Source organism: Pseudomonas sp. NPDC088429 (genome assembly GCF_044753305.1).
Lineage (GTDB): Bacteria > Pseudomonadota > Gammaproteobacteria > Pseudomonadales > Pseudomonadaceae > Aquipseudomonas > Aquipseudomonas rustica.
Genome location: NZ_JBIVMX010000007.1, coordinates 25,583 through 42,133, shown reverse-complemented (window position 1 = coordinate 42,133; position 16,551 = coordinate 25,583). Strand labels below are relative to the sequence as shown.

The window sequence follows — 16,551 nt, the reverse complement described above, 5'->3', positions numbered from 1 at the left end:
CAGGCTTAGAAATCAATCGTCCCCGACAACTTCGCCACCCGCGGTTCACCCTGGGTCAGGTAACCGCCCTGAGCCGATTCCCAGTACTTCTTGTTCGCCAGGTTCTCCACGCCCAGACGCAACGTCACGTCCTTCTCCGACACCTTGAACGCATACCGCGCGCCCGCATCGAAACGGTTCCACGTCGGCAGGCTCAGGTTGTTCGCCGCATCCGCATACTGCCCACCGGTACGCAGCATCCGCGCATTCAGCGCAACACCTTGCAGACCCGGCACATCCCAATCTGCACCCGCGTTGAACTGGAACGTCGGCACGCCAATCGCCCGGTTGCCGTCGTTGGCGCCGTTCTGGGTGTTTTTCAGTTCGGTGTCCATCAAGGTCAGGCCGCTGATCAAACGCAGACCGCTGATCGGCTCGCCGAAGACGTTCATTTCCACGCCTTTGTTGACTTGCTCGCCCTCACGCACGTAAGTGCAAGTGGTCGCACTGTCGATCTCGCAGTAACCGTCGCTCGGTTGCTCGATACGGTAAACACCCAGGCTCGCGCCATACGTGCCCATGTCGACTTTCACCCCAGCCTCGGTCTGCTTGGAGCGAGCCGGTGCGTAAACCTCGTTGCCGTTGGTCACGCGGAAGCCGCCGCTGCTGGTCGGCGAGGTCGGGCCCTGGGCGAGACCTTCGATGTGGTTGGCGTAGAACGACACGTGATCCCACGGTTTGAACACGATGCCGTAAACCGGCGTGGTGATCGATTCATCGTAGCTCGAAGAGCGCGGGCCGCTGCCGTAGCTGGCGTAACTGTAACCCTGCACGACCAATTGCTGACGACGCAGGCCAGCGGTGATCAGCAGGCGATCATCGAAGAAACCGAGGGTGTCGGACAGCGCGATACTGCGGTTGAAGGTCTTGCCGGTGATGCCCGGATCGCTGTTGTCGCCACCAGAGAAGTTGCCGACCGGCGATGGTGTTTGCACCGGGTGATAGATGTTGTTGGCGTATTTGGTCAGGTCGAAATCGTAGGCGCTGCGTTGTTCAGTCCAGATGCCGGTCAGGCCGAAGTTGAGCTTGTGGCTGACCGCGCCAGTGTCGAATTTGCCGTTGAGGCCGGCCATGACGCTGGTGTTGTCTTCGTCGTGGGGGATGAACGAACCGGTGGTGAACGATGCACCGTTGTTGCCAACCAGCGTGGTCGAGTTGTAGCGGCCGACTTCGCGGGTGTGCTTGGCGCCGCCGGCAGCGTAGGCAGTCCAGTTATCGTTCAGATCGTATTCGGCGCGGAGCATGCCGAAGGTGTCTTCGATGTCGGTGTAGCCCCACTTCGGCGCGTAGTTGGTGTCAGCCGATGGCGCGTCCGGAATGTGCGTGGCAGTGCCGAGGTTGACCGAGTTGCGACCACCGTTGACGCGTTCTTTCTGGTAGGCGAAGTCGCCGGACAGGCGCAGGGCATCGCCGCGATAATCGAGGCCGATGGCGAACAGTTTCGAGCGCTGGTTTTCGTGATCAATGCCGGTATCGCCTTCGCGCTGCGACAAGTTGATCCGCGCGCCGAAGCGGTTGTCTTCACCGAAACGCTGGCCGATGTCGAAGTGCTGACCGACGCGACCTTCGCTGTTGATGTCGGTGGTGAAGCGACGCAGCGGCTCGTCGCCGGCGCGTTTTGGCTGCAGGTTGACGCCGCCGCCGATGCCGGAACCGGTCGGGGTCACGCCGTTGATAAAGGCGTTCGGGCCTTTGAACACTTCCACGCGCTCCAGCGCATCGGTGGAAATGATCTGCCGTGGCAGCACGCCGTAGAGGCCGTTATAGGAAATGTCGTCGCCATTCAGCGGCAGGCCACGAATCATGAACACTTGCGACTGGTTGGAAAAACCCGATGCTTGACGCACCGACGAATCGTTGAGCAGCACGTCGGCGACGTCTTCGGCTTGCTGATCCTGAATCAGTTGTTCGGTGTAGGACGCGGCGCTGAACGGCACGTCCATCATGTCCTGATTGCCCAACACACCGAGCTGACAGCCACGCGCGACCTGACCACCGCTGTAAACCGGGGGCAGGGCGTTTGGCGTTGGGGCTTGGGCATTGATGTTGACGTTGTCGAGCACCAGCTCTTTATTGTCAGCTTCGGCGGCGTGAGCGGTAACGGTCAGGGAGCACAGCAGGGCGAGCAACGTCGGGCGGAACGGGACGGCGAGTCGGGCTGGAGCGGGCATTGTTGTACCTGGAGGCGCACGGCCGGTGAGAAAAGTTAGGGCGGCGCGGGAACTCCTTGCGCAAATGCGACTCCAGGCGCAAATGATAGGTTTTCTCAGTAACGTTTTGCAATCAGTTTGTCAGTACTCCCCATAACACCCGTAGGAGCTGCCGAAGGCTGCGATCTTTTGATCTGTTTTTTTAAAATTAAAATCAAAAGATCGCAGCCTGCGGCAGCTCCTACACGGATTGTGTATGGTGATCGCGGCTCAACGGACTGGAAGGAGCGCCATGCACACCCCTCGATTACTGATCACCCTCGCCGCCATGCTGGTGCTGGCCGGTTGCGCCAGTCAGCGCAGCGACGAACCTGCACCGCGTGCGCCGAATGAAGTGAAGGCCGAAATTGTTCGGCTGATGCCCGCTAAAATCGCTGATCGCCAAGGCTGGGCCACCGATATCTATGCCGCTTTCGCCGCGCAAAACATCAGCCCGACTACACAGAATCTCTGTTCAGTGCTGGCCGTGGCCGAGCAGGAATCCACCTTTCAGGCCGACCCCACCGTGCCGGGCCTGGGCAAAATCGCCCGCGACGAAATCGATCGGCGCGCCGGCAAAGTGCACATCCCCAGCCTGTTGGTCAGTGGCGCTTTGCAAGTCAGCTCAACCAATGGCAAGACCTACAGCGAACGCCTCAACGCCGCGCGTAGCGAGAAGGAGTTGAGCGCAATCTTCGACGACTTCATCGGCAGGGTGCCCATGGGCCGCACGTTGTTTGGCGGCTTTAACCCGGTGCACACCGGCGGGCCGATGCAGGTCAGCATCGAATTTGCCGAGCAACACGCCAAGGATTATCCGTACCCGGTAGACGGCACGATTCGCCGCGAGGTGTTCAGCCGTCGCGGCGGCATGTATTTCGGCATCGCGCATTTGCTCGGTTACCCGGTGAGTTACCGCGAGCCGCTGTATCGCTTCGCCGATTTCAATGCCGGTTGGTACGCGAGTCGCAATGCCGCGTTTCAAAATGCGGTGAGCCGCGCTTCGGGCATTCCGCTGGCGCTGGACGGCGACCTGATTCGTTACGACTCGATCATGCCCGGCAGCACCGAACTGGCGGTGCGCACCCTCGGCAAATCGCTGGGTATGCGTAACCCAACCATTCGCGATCAACTGGAGAAGGGCAAAACACTGGAGTTCGAAGAGACCAAACTCTATCAACGGGTGTTTGAACTGGCGGAAAAAGCCGAAGGCAAAACCCTGCCGCGTGCGGTGTTGCCGGGGATCGTCCTGCAGAGCCCGAAAATCACCCGCAAACTCACCACCGCATGGTTCGCCAAACGCGTGGATGAGCGCTACAAGCGCTGCATGGCCAAGGCCAACTAAATCAAGCGGACATAAAAAACCCGGCTGCGGGAGCCGGGTTTCTCTGGGTTGTTGCGATGACGCGAGTCATTCAGACAGCGCGGCGTTCAAGCAGACGATCAGAACCACCTTCAGCGACAGTGTTGCCTTGCAGACGATCCGAGCCATCAGCGGCGACGGTGTTGCCTTGCAGACGGTCCGAGCCATCAGCAGCGACCGTGTTGCCTTGCAGACGATCGGAACCATCAGCGGCGACGGTGTTGCCTTGCAGACGGTCCGAGCCATCAGCGGCGACGGTGTTGCCTTGCAGACGATCGGAACCATCAGCGGCGACGGTGTTGCCTTGCAAGCGATCAGAACCATCTGCCGCAACAGCGTTCTGGTACAGACGATCCGAGCCGTCGGCGGCGATCATCGTGTGGGCCGGGGTAGCGGCGAAAGCGTTAACTGCGAAGACCGAGAAAGCGATGCTGAGAAGAGTTTGGCGTTTCATGATGGTGTGCTCCGGGGTGTTGTTGGTTGGTATGGAGCTGATGTTACGCCGCGGATTTTTTATGAGAACTTCATTGACGTGATGGTGAACATCGACAGCAATGATGGTTGAAACGCACCCGCGTAGGAGCTGCCGAAGGCTGCGATCTTTTGATCTTGATTTGAAAGGGCAAAATCAAAAGATCGACAGCAATGATGGTTGAAACACACCCGTGTAGGAGCTGCCGAAGGCTGCGATCTTTTGATCTTGATTTGAAAGGGCAAAAGCAAAAGATCGCAGCCTTCGGCAGCTCCTACAGGTGGTGTCAGAGGACTTTTACTGCGCGGCCAATCGCCTGAATCGGCCCGGTCGGTTTGCCGATCGGCGAGCCATTGGCGCCTTCCAGCGTCAACTCGAACAACTGATTCGGCTGCAGCGGCGGCAGTTTATCCAGCGGTACCCGCAACGCCTCGCCCGGTTTGACCAACCCCAGCGACACCGGGCCTTGCCAGCCATCGGCCTTGGTCCAGAACTCCAGGGCCTTGTCCGCCGGCACTTCGACCACGCCCAGCGGAATCAACTGAATCTCCCGCGAGTCGCTCGCCTGAATCACCCAGCCCGGCGCTTTGTCCTGCGGCGCCACCAGCACCACCAGATAACTCGGCTTCGGCGTGGTCTGGGTCAACAGCATCGCGCCCAGCACCAACGTCGCCGCCAGACCGGCAGCACTCAACCCGCGCCACAACGGCAACAGATTCCACCAGGACGTTGCCGGCGCTGTCTGCGTCAGCCGATCCACACTGCGTTCGATCCGCCGCCACAGCTGCGCCGAAGGTTGCTGTGGTTCGGCCAGATCCGTCAGCTCCAGCAAACGCCGCTCCCAAGCATCCACAGCCGCGCGCAAATCGGCGTCATGCTGCAGGCGTTGTTGCACCTCGATGCGCTGCTCGGCCGACAGGGTGCCGAGCACATATTCGCCGGCCAGTTCATCACGATCCTGCGCCGATTCAGTGATCATCCCATGCACTCCCGCAGCGCAGTGAGGCTGCGTTTGATCCAGGCTTTGACGGTGCCCAGCGGCGTGTCGAGGCGCGCGGCAATTTGCGCGTGGCTGTAGCCGTCGACGTAGGCGTGAAGGATGCAGTGGCGGCGCTGCGGCTCCAGTTGTTCGAGGCAACGGTGAATGCGCGCCGAATGCGCGTGGGCGTCGAACGCATCCTCGTCGTGCGCAGGCATTTCATGCGCTTCGTTGAACGGCGTTTCCCGCGCCTGATTGCGCAACTGATTCAGCGCCAGATGGCGGGTCACGCTGAACATCCAGCCACGCGCCGAACCGCGCGCCGGATCAAAACCCGCCGCACCGTTCCAGATTTTGATAAAGGCTTCATGGACGATGTCCTCCGCCAGCGCCGTGTCTCGCACCAGCCGCTTGGCCACGCCGAGCAGACGCGGGCCTTCCTGCACATACAAATCGCGCAGAGCCGCACGCTCGCCCCGGGCACAGGCGGCGAGGCGGGCTTGGTAATCGAACTCGGATTCGGCTAAAGGCATGTCGTGCAATCTAGCTCACATTCCCCAAAACAACACAGAACCTTGTAGGAGCCGAGCTTGCTCGCGAAGGCGGTATGTCAGTTGACCCGTGCGTCACAGACCTACCGCTTTCGCGAGCAAGCTCGGCTCCTACAAAAGCATGGATCAGTTCGCCGCCCAGAAAATGTAATCGGCCTGATACTTCACCACTTCCTGCTTGCCCTTGTTCGCCGCCGTGCATTCACTGCCCGGCGCCACGCCGCCCTTGAGCGCAACCCGCTGGATGTAACTCACGCCGCTCATCGCGCCTTTACCTTCAGCCGGATTGGCCTTGACCAGTTGATAAGGCAGGTTCCCCGGTGTCGACGGCGCTACGGCCAGTTGCGTGCCGGTGACTTTTGAACCGTCCTTGGCCTGCCACGTAGCCGGCGGGCCGAAATAAGTGCCGACCTGCTTGCCGCTGCGATCATTGAGCACCGCTTTCGGGCCAACGAACGTCCACTCGGTCTGCCCGGCGGCGTTGGGTTTGTCACGGCATTCATAAGTGATCTCGCCAACCCCGGTGGTTTCCATGGCGATCTTGTGGCCGTCCGGCACTTTGATCGCATCGGGATAACTGCTTTGGGCGAAGGTCGTCGAGGTGACGGCGAGCAAACCGGTGAAGCCAATCAGTTGGGTGATGTTCATCAGGTGTTCTCCGAAAAGGGTAAACCGCTGACAGCCGAGGAGGGCTGTTACAGGGACTACCCGTGGCGGAGCGGTTTGGATGCAGTGCCTGAAAAATAAATTTCAAACACCCTGAAGCCCCACTGGGCAGGGAGGTAGACCCAAAGGCTGCAAATGCACTACAACTGAAGTGGGCGGATAACCAATCGAAAGGGGGGAGCTATGTATCAACTCTACGGACATCGAAATTCCGGCGCAGCCGCCATCGAAGCGGCACTGGAGCTGTGCCAGATAGCCTATCGCTTCATCGATATCGAAGCCAGCAGCGAGGCCGCCGAGGCGCTGGCCAAACTCAATCCGCTGAAACAGATCCCGACCCTGCAATTGCCCGACGGCAGTGCGCTGACCGAAAGCGCGGCGATTCTGATTCACCTCGGGCTGACCTTTCCCAAGTCCGGTTTGCTGCCAGTCGAGGCCGCCGAGCGTGACCAGGCGATTCGCGGCATGGTTTATATCGTCAGCAATTGTTACGCAGCAATTGGCGTGATCGACTACCCCGAACGCTGGCTATTGATGCCCGACGAAGCGTCGCGACAGAACCTGATGGCGGGTGCCCGTGAGCGATTGCACTGGAGTTGGGAAGTGTTCGCCGACCAGTTCTCCGCCGAGCTGTACCTGGACGACGAAACGCCGGGAGCGCTGGATGTGTTGGCAGCGGTGGTGACGCGCTGGGCGGGGAGCCGCGAGCATTTGCGCCAGACGCGACCGGGGTTTTACGCGTGGCTGCAACGCATTGACCGGCATCCGGTACTGGCCCCGGTGTTTGCCCGGCATTGGCCGTCCTGAGCCCGACGCAAAACCAAATGTAGGAGTGAGCCTGCTCGCGAAAGCGGTCTGTCAGTCAAAAAACAGGTGGCTGACAGACCGCTTTCGCGAGCAGGCTCACTCCTACAGGGGGCGGCGGAGCCTTCGGGGACTACTCCCCGCGAATGTACTGCTCCAGCTGTTTGATCAGCTCAGCCTGCTCGGCAATGGCTTCCTTGACCAGGTCACCAATCGACAGCAGCCCGATCAACTTGCCATCCTGCACCACCGGCAAATGCCGCAGACGCTTGTCGGACATGATGCCCAGGCACGTGTCGACGGTCTGGTGCGTATCGACGGTGATTACCGGCGAGACCATGATGTCGCGCACTGGCGTGCCCACCGACGAACGGCCATGCAGCACCAGCTTACGGGCGTAATCGCGCTCACTGATGATGCCCAGCACTTCATCGTTCTCCACCACCAGCAAGGCGCCGACGTTTTTCTCGGCCATCTTCATCAGCGCTTCGAGCACCATGTGATCAGGTTTGATCTGGTGCACTTCCTGATTTTTCTGATCTTTGAGCTTGAGCAGTTGGGCGACGGTCTTCATGGCGGTTACTCAGGTGTTGTCGTTGTTATCCAAGCATCGTAGACCCTGAGGCGCAGGGCAAGGTGACAAAGCGGCAGATAGCACGCAAAAAACGTCATTTCCGGGGTTTTTAAGGTTTACCTCTAACTTTGTGGCGAGGGAGCTTGCTCCCGCTCGGCTGCGAAGCAGTCGCAAAACCAGCCCGCGCGGTGTGTCAGATGAATCGGGAATGCATGGTTTGGGCCTGCTGCGCAGTCCAGCGGGAGCAAGCTCCCTCACCACAGGGAATGGGGTTATCTCGGGAAGGGCAGCGTAGAATGCCCCTCTGTTTCAATACCCGAGGTTGCACTGGTGGATTTACCGCAGGGCTTCGTCCTGACCCGGCATTGGCGTGATACGCCGGCCGGCACCGAAGTCGAGTTCTGGTTGGCGACCGACGCCGGGCCGCGTCGTGTGCGCTTGCCGCATCAACCGTCGGTGGCGTTTATCCCCGCTGAACAGCGCGAGGCAGCCGAACGCCTGTTGCACGACGAAAAGAACGTCGAACTGCGCCCCTTGGCCCTGCAGGATTTCGAACATCGTCCGGTGCTCGGCCTGTATTGCCAGCAACACGGCCAGTTGATGCGCCTCGAAACCGCGCTCACCCGCGCCGGCGTCGACGTTTACGAAGCCGACGTGCGCCCACCGGAACGCTACCTGATGGAGCGCTTCATCACCGCGCCGGTATTCTTCAGCGGCACAACGGACGCCGACGGCACCTTGCTCAACGCCCACCTTAAACCCGCACCCGATTACCGACCGAAACTGCGCCTGGTCTCCCTCGACATCGAAACCACCGAAAATGGCGAGCTGTATTCCATCGCCCTCGAAGGCTGTGGCGAGCGTCAGGTGTACATGCTCGGCACCCCGAATGGCGACGCCAGCATCGTCGACTTCGACCTCGAATACTGCGACTCGCGCACCGTCATCCTGAAGAAGCTCAACGACTGGTTCGCACTGCACGATCCCGACGCGATCATCGGCTGGAACGTCGTGCAGTTCGATCTGCGAATCCTCCACGAGCACGCGCGGCGCCTTGGTGTGCCGCTGAAAATCGGCCGTGGCGGCGAAGAAATGCAGTGGCGCGAACACGGTAGCCGCAATCACTATTTCGCTTCGGCAGCGGGGCGGTTGATCATCGACGGTATCGAATCCCTGCGGTCGGCGACCTGGAGTTTCCCCTCGTTCAGTCTGGAAAACGTTGCGCAAACCCTGCTCGGCGAGGGCAAGGCCATCGACAACCCGTACCAGCGCATGGACGAAATCAACCGCATGTTCGCCGAAGACAAACCGGCGCTGGCCAAATACAACCTCAAGGACTGCGAACTGGTCACGCGGATCTTTGCCAAAACCGAGTTGCTGACTTTTCTGCTGGAGCGCGCCAGCGTCACCGGATTGCCGGCGGATCGCAGCGGCGGCTCGGTGGCCGCGTTCACGCATCTCTATATGCCTTTGATGCACCGGCAGGGCTTCGTCGCGCCGAATCTCGGTACCAACCCGCCGCAGGCCAGCCCGGGCGGCTTCGTCATGGACTCACAACCAGGTCTTTACGAGTCGGTACTGGTGCTCGACTACAAAAGCCTGTACCCGTCGATCATCCGCACTTTTCTGATCGATCCGGTGGGCCTGATCGAAGGCTTGCAACACCCGGACGACGCTGACTCTGTACCGGGTTTCCGTGGCGCGCGCTTCTCACGCACCCGTCATTGCCTGCCGTCGATCGTCTCGCGCGTGGCCGAGGGGCGCGAGACCGCCAAACGCGAGCACAACGCGCCGCTGTCGCAAGCACTGAAAATCATCATGAACGCCTTTTACGGCGTGCTCGGTTCCAGCGGTTGCCGGTTTTTCGATACGCGGCTGGCCTCATCGATCACCCTGCGCGGTCACGAAATCATGCTGCGCACGCGCAAGTTGATCGAAGAGCAGGGCCACGCGGTGATCTATGGTGACACCGATTCCACCTTCGTCTGGCTGCGTCGCCAGCATGCTCAGGAAGAGGCGGCGAAGATCGGCCAGGCGCTGGTCAAGCACGTCAACGACTGGTGGCGCGAGCATGTGCGCGATGAGTACGGGCTGGAAAGCGCCCTCGAATTGCAGTTCGAAATTCACTACAAACGCTTTCTGATGCCGACCATCCGTGGCGCGGAGGAGGGCAGCAAGAAGCGCTACGCCGGCCTCGTCACCCGCGCCGACGGCAGCGATGAAATGGTCTACAAAGGCCTGGAAACCGTGCGCACCGACTGGTCGCTGCTGGCCCGGCAATTTCAGCAGGAGTTGTACGAGCGGATTTTCCAGCGCAAGCCGTATCAGGATTACGTGCGCGACTATGTGCGCAAAACCCTCGCCGGTGAATTCGATGATCGTTTGATTTACCGCAAACGCCTGCGCCGCACCCTCGACGACTACGAACGCAACGTGCCGCCCCACGTGCGCGCGGCGCGGCTGGCTGACGATTACAACACGCAGCACGGTCGGCCACGGCAATATCAGAACGGTGGCTGGATCAGTTACGTCATCACCTTGGCCGGCCCCGAGCCGCTGGAAGTGCGCTGCGCGGCCATTGATTACGACCACTACATCACCCGCCAGCTGCAACCAGTGGCGGACGCGATTCTGCCGTTTGTCGACGACGATTTCTCAACCCTGATCGGTGGGCAACTGGGCCTGTTTTGAGTCGAGCAGTTGCAGCGTCCATTCATCGAGAATGCCGTGGAAGTAGCGCTCCAGCGCCTGTGCGAACAGGCTGTCGTCGGCGCTGAACTGCGCGAACAGCGTCATCGAAGAGTGAAATTTCAGGTCGTCAGGATGACCGAAAATCTCCGCGATTGAACGCTGGTGCACGTTGAGCACCAACTGCGTGCAGGTGCGCAAGCGGGCGCCGAGCAGTTCATGGTCGAGGTAGGCCTGCGCTTCTTCGGCCGAACCGATGGCGTAGCGTCGGGACATTTCACTGCCGCCCAAACCGGCGAACTGCGGGAAGACGAACCACATCCAGTGGCTGCGTTTGCGGCCGTCTTCGAGTTCGCGCTGCACCCGCTCGAACACCGAGTCTTGGACCAGCACAAAACGTTGCAGGTTGAACGGGTCGTTCTGATCCGTGCTTCTCATCGCGAAGCCCTCGCCAGTCGGCGGCTCAGACCATGGCCAGCCGCTGCTTGCGTTGTGGCGCTTGAAACACCTGATCCAGCGCCGCCAGATCCCCGGCCTCCAGTTGCAGCTGCGCCGCTTGTGCATTGAGTTGCACGTGTTCGGGTCGCACAGCCTTGGGAATCGCAATCACACCATCCTGACGCAGAATCCACGCCAGCGAAACCTGCGCGGGGGTGACGCCGTGACGAGCGGCAATCTGTTTCAGCACCGGCTCAGCCAGCATCGCGCCGCCCTGACCGATCGGGCAGTAAGCCATCAGCGGCATCCGCTGGTGCTGGCACCACGGCAACAGATCGAATTCGATGCCGCGCTCTTCAAGGTTGTGGAGCACTTGATTGGTGGCGCAGGCGGAACTGGAGAGTTCTTCGAGGTCATCGACGTCGAAATTGGAGACGCCCCAACGGCCGATCTTGCCTTCTTCGCGCAGACGTTCGAAGGCTTCGACGGTTTCTTCCAGCGGATACTGGCCGCGCCAATGCAACAGATAGAGGTCGATGTAATCAGTGTCGAGGCGGCGCAGACTGCGCTCGCAGGCTTGCGGGATGCCTTTGCGGCTGGCGTTATGCGGGTAGACCTTGCTCACCAGAAAAACTTGATCGCGCAGACCGGCAATCGCTTCGCCGACCACCGATTCGGCACCGCCCTCGGCGTACATTTCGGCGCTGTCGATCAGGGTCATGCCCAGTTCGATCCCCGTGCGCAACGCCGCCACTTCACGCTTGTGCGCCGAACGGTCTTCGCCCATGCGCCAGGTGCCCTGGCCAATGACTGGAACCTGCACACCGGCCAATTCGAGGGTACGCATTCAAACCTCCTATCTGAAAGAGTCGATACCTTTAAGTGGGCAGCAGGATAGCCCAGGGGTTCCGAAAGCTTCCAGATCAGGAGTCTTTATGAAGTGGCTGAAATAAATTGTGGCGAGGGGATTTATCCCCGCTGGGTTGCGAAGCAGCCCCAAAACCATTCAGCGCGGAGTATCAGGCAAACCCGGTTGTCTGGTTTTGGGGCTGCTGCGCAACCCAACGGGGATAAATCCCCTCGCCACAGGGGACTCAACTCATCACAGATGTTGTGTTGACAGTTATTTCGCGGAGAACTTCAACACCACGCTGTGGTTGTAAGTCTGCCCCGGATCCAGTCGCGTGCTCGGGAAGTTCGGCTGATTAGGCGAGTCCGGATAGTGCTGCGTTTCCAACGTAAACGCGCCCCAGTGCGGATACACCTTGCCGCCCTTGCCCTTGACCGTGCCATCCAGGAAGTTACTGGTATAAAACTGCACACCCGGCTCGGTAGTGAACAACTGCAAATGCCGCCCCGACTGCGGATCGCTGACTTCAGTGGCGACTTTGCTCACATCGCCCTTGGCATCCAGCGCCCAGTTGAAATCAAATCCACCCTGTTTCGGCTCAGCAAATTTCAGTTGCTCATGATCCGCCTTGATGTGCGTGCCAATCGCCGTCGGTTTGGTGAAATCCATCGGCGTACCGGCGACGGGCGCGAGTTCCCCGGTCGGGATCAGTTTGGCCGTCACCGGCGTGTAATGGCTGGCGTACAGGGTCGCGACCTGCTTGAGAATGTCGCCATTACCGGCGCCGGCGAGGTTGAAGTAACTGTGGTTGGTCAGGTTGAGCACCGTCGGTTTGTCGGTGTTGGCCTTGTAGTCGATGCGCAGCTCGTTGTTGTCGGTGAGGCGATAGGTGACCTCGGTGGTGAGCTTGCCGGGAAAGCCCATTTCGCCGTCCGCCGACAGATACGTCAGGGTTACGCCGACCGAATCCTTGTCCTTGGTTTCCTGGGCTTTCCAGACTTTCTTGTCGAAACCTAAGGTGCCGCCGTGCAGCGCGTTGCTCTTGTCGTTCTGCGGCACTTGATAGCGTTTGCCATCGAGTTCGAACGCACCTTCGGCGAGGCGATTGCCGAAACGGCCGATGGTCGCGCCGAAGTACGCGGTGCCTTTCTGATAACCCTGCACATCGTCGAAGCCGAGCACGACGTCGTCGAACTTGCCGTGTTTGTCCGCCACCAAGAGCGATTGCAGGGTCGCGCCGTAGGTGATGACGGTGGCTTGCATGCCGTGGCTGTTGCGCAGGATGTATTGCTCGACGGGCGTGCCGTCATTGGTTTTGCCGAAGGCTTTGTGCTCGGCGCTGAGGCCGGCGGCATTGGCGGAAAGGGTGGCGATCATCAGGGACAGTCCGAGGCCGGAGAGCAGGTGTCGGGATTGAAGCATGGTTGACCTTCCTTTTTGTTGTTGTTTTCAAAAGTGGCACTACCCCCTGTAGGAGCTGCCGAAGGCTGCGATCTTTTGCTTTTAAGAAGATCAAAAGATCGCAGCCTTCGGCAGCTCCTACAGGGTGGTTAATAGTCATGCTATCTGTGAGTAGGAAGAATATTTATAGCGGATGAATCGTTTATTGCCAAAATAAAGTCTGACTAATTGATGTGGGGATCAGCGCCAAAGGTCGGATCAACGCTCGCACACTGCACTTTTTCGAATTTCCCGGCTCTATCCATGGCCAGGATGCGGTGACCCCCGCCGCACAGGAATGTGCCTGTTCGAGACTACATGCCGAGATTTTTTCAGCTGATTGCCGATTTTTTTCGCCGACCTTGCCTGCCGCTCGCCTGTCTGTCATTGCTGTTGTTCAGCGGTTGCAGCCATCAGGAGGGCAATGGCTTTTTCGCGCAGATGCGTGACGGCCAGCCGCAGGAATTCATGCAGACCAGCGTCGACCGTATGGCCACGCTGGCAATGCGCGACAACCTCAACAGCCTCTACCGCCTGATGGGCAAGCTGTACCTGCGTAATCCAGAAGAACTGAAAAAATCGGGGTTCCTCAGTATCAGTGTGGCGGTGAAACAGGTGCGTCTCGCTGTTGAGCAGCAGCAGCCATTGCCGGTGCTCGGCGGAAGAAAGGATCTCGCGGCGCTGAGCTACGCGATGAGCCCGGAGTTTCGCGGTGACCGCGTCGGCGCGTTCATCTATGCGATCGGCAGCATGCTCGTCACCGCCCACGGCAATCGCACCGAGTTCTACATGACCGACGCGATCAACCCGACCTTCGTCCACAACGCCGCGCGCAACATCGAAAAAGCCACGTGGATTCTGTCGCAACGGCAGAACAAGGACGGCCAGCCATTGCTGTTCTCCAATGAGATTTCCGAAGAGGGCAGCAACCTCAGCTTTGCCACCGAGTTCGGCAAAATCGTCGCGCGGCTGGATCTGATCACACAGATGCTCGACGAACGCTACCGGCGGATCGGCCTGAATTACGCGCAGAGCCTTCTGTTCCTGAATTTCCTCCCCGTTCAATAAGCGCTCTCACCCCTGTAGGAGCTGCCGAAGGCTGCGATCTTTTGATCTGTTTTTGAAGGTCAACGTCAAAAGATCGCAGCCTTCGGCAGCTCCTACAGGGTAGAGTGGCGGTCGGATTGTTTGTATACAATCCATCGTAAACTTTGACTCAAAAGGAGCTGCACCCGTCATGACCGACCCCGCAAGCGCCGATTTCACTCGCGTTGACCGCGCCGTCCGCTCGGACAAATTGCCTTATGCCGCGTTGCTGGCGTTCGCCATGACCGGTTTCATCGCCATCCTCACCGAAACCCTGCCAGCCGGCCTGCTGCCGCAAATCGGCGCTGGGCTCAATGTCAGCGAAGTGCTCGCCGGGCAACTGGTGACGCTGTACGCGCTGGGCTCGATTGTCGCGGCGATTCCGCTGACCGTCGCCACGCGCGGCTGGCCTCGGCGGCGGGTGCTGTTGATGACCGTCGGCGGTTTTCTGGTGTTTAACACCGTCACCACGTTTTCCAGCCATTACGGCCTGACCCTCGCGTCGCGGTTTCTCGCCGGCATGGCGGCGGGGCTGTCGTGGGGGATCATGGCCGGCTATGCGCGCGGCATCGTGCCGGTGCATCAACAGGGCCGGGCGCTGGCGATTGCCATGCTCGGTACGCCGGTGGCGCTGTCGCTGGGTACGCCAGCGGGAACATGGCTGGGTAATCTGATTGGCTGGCGTGCTTCGTTCGGCATCATGTCGGCGCTGGCCCTGGTGCTGGCGGCGTGGATTGTGATCGCGGTGCCGGATCGTCCGGGGCAAACCAGCGAAGAACGCCTGCCGCTGCTCGAATCGTTGCGTCTACCGGGTGTGCGACCGGTGCTGTTCGTGGTGCTGACGTGGATGCTCGGGCACAACATTCTCTACACCTACATAGCGCCGTTTCTGATGCAGGCCGGTTTGGCCGAACGGGTTGATCTGGTGTTGCTGGTGTTTGGCCTGTGCTCGCTGGTGGGCATCTGGATCATCGGCATGCTGGTCGATCGCTGGTTGCGTTGGCTGACGTTGATCAGCCTTGCGGTGTTTGCCGTGACCGCGCTGGTGTTGGCGCTGCTGGCGCCGTCACCGTGGCTGATTTACACGTGCATGGCGGTGTGGGGCTTGTCGTTCGGCGGCTCGGCGACGTTGCTGCTGACCGCCGCGGCGGACTCGGCGGGCGATCACGTCGACGTGGTGCAGGCGATGCTCACCACGTCGTGGAACGTGGCGATTGCCGGCGGCGGCTTGTTTGGTGGCTTGCTGCTGGATCGAGCGGGGGCGATGTCGTTTCCGTGGGCGCTGCTGATTCTCTCGCTGATCGCGCTCGCTACCGTTTGGATCAACAGCAACCACAGCTTCAAACCGGGCCGCCGCCAGCACTGACAACGCAGTCTCTCTGTAGGAGCTGCCGCAGGCTGCGATCTTTTGATGTGCGGTATTGAAAAACAAGATCAAAAGATCGCAGCCTGCGGCAGCTCCTACAGGGGGAATGGTGGGTTGCGGTATAACGATAGACCGCATTGATATATGTGGTTATAAGAAAAATCGCTATGCTGCGGGCCAGATTTTTCCTGTCGTTTTTGTGGACGGTTTAATGGAATTGGCAAATTTCGGCCTGGTGATCGCCGGGCTGGTGGTGGGGTTTATCGTCGGCATGACCGGTGTCGGCGGCGGTTCGTTGATGACGCCGATCTTGCTGTGGTTCGGCATCAACCCGGCAACGGCGGTGGGCACTGACCTGTTGTACGCCGCCATTACCAAATCCAGCGGCGTGCTGGTGCACAAAAAGAACAAGAACATCGATTGGGCCATCACCGGCTGGTTGACCCTCGGCAGCGTGCCGGCGGTGGCGATGACCTTGTGGTTCCTCAGCACCCTGCACACCGCGCCGGATGCGATGAACGCCATCATCAAACAAGCCTTGGGCTTTGTGTTGTTCGCCACTGCGCTGGCGATCTTCTTCAAAAAACGCCTGCTCGCATTCGCCCACAGACGCGCCGGCGGCAACTACAACCCGAGCGGTTCGCGCCTGAACGTGTTGACCGTGATCACCGGTCTGATCCTCGGCACCATGGTCGCGCTGACCTCGATTGGCGCGGGTGCGCTCGGCACCGTGGCGCTGTTCATTCTTTACCCGCTGCTGCCAACCCGTCGTCTGGTCGGCACCGAAATCGCTCACGCCGTACCGTTGACACTGGTTGCAGGCCTCGGTCACGCGAGCATGGGCAATATGGATTGGGGTGTGTTGGGCTTTCTGCTGATCGGCTCGTTGCCGGGCATCTGGCTCGGCAGCCACCTGACCGGACGCATTTCCGACGAAGTCCTGCGCCCGTGCCTGGCGACGATGCTGGTGTTGATCGGCTACAAGCTGGCGTTCTGATCAACCCGGGTTTTGCATTGGAACAACCTTGTGGGACTTACTCACCACA

At 60.0% G+C, this 16,551-nt stretch carries 15 protein-coding genes; 6 read left to right on the top strand and 9 right to left on the bottom strand.

The features are described 5' to 3' along the window. Nucleotides 1–5 precede the first annotated feature (5 nt). Nucleotides 6–2,210, bottom strand: coding sequence for a TonB-dependent receptor (locus tag ACIP66_RS06590; protein ID WP_400646448.1), 2,205 nt, complete (start codon nucleotides 2,208–2,210; stop codon nucleotides 6–8). 271 nt (nucleotides 2,211–2,481) lie between these two features. Between ACIP66_RS06590 and ACIP66_RS06585 the strand changes: the two genes are divergently transcribed. Next, a complete protein-coding gene (locus ACIP66_RS06585; protein ID WP_159815763.1) occupies nucleotides 2,482–3,573 on the top strand; it encodes a DUF1615 domain-containing protein in 1,092 nt (363 codons plus the stop codon). Between the two features lie 70 nt (nucleotides 3,574–3,643). On the opposite strand, the gene ACIP66_RS06580 is transcribed toward ACIP66_RS06585, so the two are convergent. From ACIP66_RS06580 to ACIP66_RS06565, 4 genes are all read right to left on the bottom strand, one after another. Then, nucleotides 3,644–4,045: a hypothetical protein gene (locus ACIP66_RS06580; protein WP_400646445.1), complete on the bottom strand. Its 402-nt coding sequence runs from the start codon at nucleotides 4,043–4,045 to the stop codon at nucleotides 3,644–3,646. Between the two features lie 304 nt (nucleotides 4,046–4,349). Further along, complete coding sequence (locus tag ACIP66_RS06575; RefSeq protein ID WP_400646442.1) at nucleotides 4,350–5,042, bottom strand: anti-sigma factor domain-containing protein; 693 nt, start codon at nucleotides 5,040–5,042, stop codon at nucleotides 4,350–4,352. Beyond that, nucleotides 5,039–5,575 carry a sigma-70 family RNA polymerase sigma factor gene (locus ACIP66_RS06570; RefSeq protein WP_053121868.1) on the bottom strand — a complete coding sequence of 179 codons (537 nt, stop codon included), beginning with the start codon at nucleotides 5,573–5,575 and terminating at the stop codon, nucleotides 5,039–5,041. The genes ACIP66_RS06575 and ACIP66_RS06570 overlap by 4 nt, the downstream gene beginning before the upstream one ends. 144 nt (nucleotides 5,576–5,719) lie before the next feature. Then, on the bottom strand, nucleotides 5,720–6,241 hold the full coding sequence (locus ACIP66_RS06565; protein WP_053121866.1) for a DUF3455 domain-containing protein: 522 nt from the start codon (nucleotides 6,239–6,241) through the stop codon (nucleotides 5,720–5,722). A gap of 201 nt (nucleotides 6,242–6,442) precedes the next feature. Here ACIP66_RS06565 and ACIP66_RS06560 point away from each other — a divergent pair, with 201 nt between their 5' ends. Next, nucleotides 6,443–7,066, top strand: coding sequence for a glutathione S-transferase N-terminal domain-containing protein (locus tag ACIP66_RS06560; protein WP_053121865.1), 624 nt, complete (start codon nucleotides 6,443–6,445; stop codon nucleotides 7,064–7,066). A gap of 130 nt (nucleotides 7,067–7,196) precedes the next feature. On the opposite strand, the gene ACIP66_RS06555 is transcribed toward ACIP66_RS06560, so the two are convergent. Next, a complete protein-coding gene (locus tag ACIP66_RS06555) occupies nucleotides 7,197–7,637 on the bottom strand; it encodes a CBS domain-containing protein (protein ID WP_053121863.1) in 441 nt (146 codons plus the stop codon). A 330-nt stretch (nucleotides 7,638–7,967) separates the two neighbouring features. Between ACIP66_RS06555 and ACIP66_RS06550 the strand changes: the two genes are divergently transcribed. Continuing rightward, entirely contained in the window at nucleotides 7,968–10,328 is a 2,361-nt protein-coding gene (locus ACIP66_RS06550; RefSeq protein WP_400646439.1) for a DNA polymerase II, read from the top strand. On the opposite strand, the gene ACIP66_RS06545 is transcribed toward ACIP66_RS06550, so the two are convergent. From ACIP66_RS06545 to ACIP66_RS06535, 3 genes are all read right to left on the bottom strand, one after another. Then, nucleotides 10,293–10,763, bottom strand: coding sequence for a DUF1810 domain-containing protein (locus tag ACIP66_RS06545; RefSeq protein ID WP_400646437.1), 471 nt, complete (start codon nucleotides 10,761–10,763; stop codon nucleotides 10,293–10,295). The genes ACIP66_RS06550 and ACIP66_RS06545 overlap by 36 nt on opposite strands. 25 nt (nucleotides 10,764–10,788) lie before the next feature. Beyond that, nucleotides 10,789–11,610, bottom strand: a complete 822-nt coding sequence (locus ACIP66_RS06540) for an aldo/keto reductase (RefSeq protein ID WP_400646435.1) — start codon at nucleotides 11,608–11,610, stop codon at nucleotides 10,789–10,791. Nucleotides 11,611–11,886: 276 nt separating this feature from the next. Continuing rightward, nucleotides 11,887–13,035 (bottom strand): aldose epimerase family protein, encoded by a 1,149-nt coding sequence (locus ACIP66_RS06535; protein ID WP_400646433.1) that lies wholly within the window; start codon nucleotides 13,033–13,035, stop codon nucleotides 11,887–11,889. A 336-nt stretch (nucleotides 13,036–13,371) separates the two neighbouring features. On the opposite strand from ACIP66_RS06535, the gene ACIP66_RS06530 reads away from it, so the two are divergent. From ACIP66_RS06530 to ACIP66_RS06520, 3 genes are all read left to right on the top strand, one after another. After that, nucleotides 13,372–14,121 (top strand): hypothetical protein, encoded by a 750-nt coding sequence (locus ACIP66_RS06530; protein ID WP_400646431.1) that lies wholly within the window; start codon nucleotides 13,372–13,374, stop codon nucleotides 14,119–14,121. Nucleotides 14,122–14,290: 169 nt separating this feature from the next. After that, nucleotides 14,291–15,505 carry an MFS transporter gene (locus ACIP66_RS06525; protein WP_053121850.1) on the top strand — a complete coding sequence of 405 codons (1,215 nt, stop codon included), beginning with the start codon at nucleotides 14,291–14,293 and terminating at the stop codon, nucleotides 15,503–15,505. A gap of 211 nt (nucleotides 15,506–15,716) precedes the next feature. After that, entirely contained in the window at nucleotides 15,717–16,502 is a 786-nt protein-coding gene (locus ACIP66_RS06520) for a sulfite exporter TauE/SafE family protein (RefSeq protein WP_159815638.1), read from the top strand. Nucleotides 16,503–16,551 lie beyond the last annotated feature (49 nt).

Excerpts from the sequence above, each read along its gene's own strand:
- ACIP66_RS06520 (WP_159815638.1), top strand. The coding sequence starts at position 15,717 with ATGGAATTGGCAAATTTCGGCCTGGTGATCGCCGGGCTGGTGGTGGGG.
- ACIP66_RS06565 (WP_053121866.1), bottom strand. The coding sequence starts at position 6,241 with ATGAACATCACCCAACTGATTGGCTTCACCGGTTTGCTCGCCGTCACC.
- ACIP66_RS06580 (WP_400646445.1), bottom strand. The coding sequence starts at position 4,045 with ATGAAACGCCAAACTCTTCTCAGCATCGCTTTCTCGGTCTTCGCAGTT.
- ACIP66_RS06545 (WP_400646437.1), bottom strand. The coding sequence starts at position 10,763 with ATGAGAAGCACGGATCAGAACGACCCGTTCAACCTGCAACGTTTTGTG.
- ACIP66_RS06570 (WP_053121868.1), bottom strand. The coding sequence starts at position 5,575 with ATGCCTTTAGCCGAATCCGAGTTCGATTACCAAGCCCGCCTCGCCGCC.
- ACIP66_RS06560 (WP_053121865.1), top strand. The coding sequence starts at position 6,443 with ATGTATCAACTCTACGGACATCGAAATTCCGGCGCAGCCGCCATCGAA.
- ACIP66_RS06530 (WP_400646431.1), top strand. The coding sequence starts at position 13,372 with ATGCCGAGATTTTTTCAGCTGATTGCCGATTTTTTTCGCCGACCTTGC.
- ACIP66_RS06555 (WP_053121863.1), bottom strand. The coding sequence starts at position 7,637 with ATGAAGACCGTCGCCCAACTGCTCAAGCTCAAAGATCAGAAAAATCAG.
- ACIP66_RS06585 (WP_159815763.1), top strand. The coding sequence starts at position 2,482 with ATGCACACCCCTCGATTACTGATCACCCTCGCCGCCATGCTGGTGCTG.
- ACIP66_RS06590 (WP_400646448.1), bottom strand. The coding sequence starts at position 2,210 with ATGCCCGCTCCAGCCCGACTCGCCGTCCCGTTCCGCCCGACGTTGCTC.
- ACIP66_RS06535 (WP_400646433.1), bottom strand. The coding sequence starts at position 13,035 with ATGCTTCAATCCCGACACCTGCTCTCCGGCCTCGGACTGTCCCTGATG.
- ACIP66_RS06540 (WP_400646435.1), bottom strand. The coding sequence starts at position 11,610 with ATGCGTACCCTCGAATTGGCCGGTGTGCAGGTTCCAGTCATTGGCCAG.
- ACIP66_RS06525 (WP_053121850.1), top strand. The coding sequence starts at position 14,291 with ATGACCGACCCCGCAAGCGCCGATTTCACTCGCGTTGACCGCGCCGTC.
- ACIP66_RS06575 (WP_400646442.1), bottom strand. The coding sequence starts at position 5,042 with ATGATCACTGAATCGGCGCAGGATCGTGATGAACTGGCCGGCGAATAT.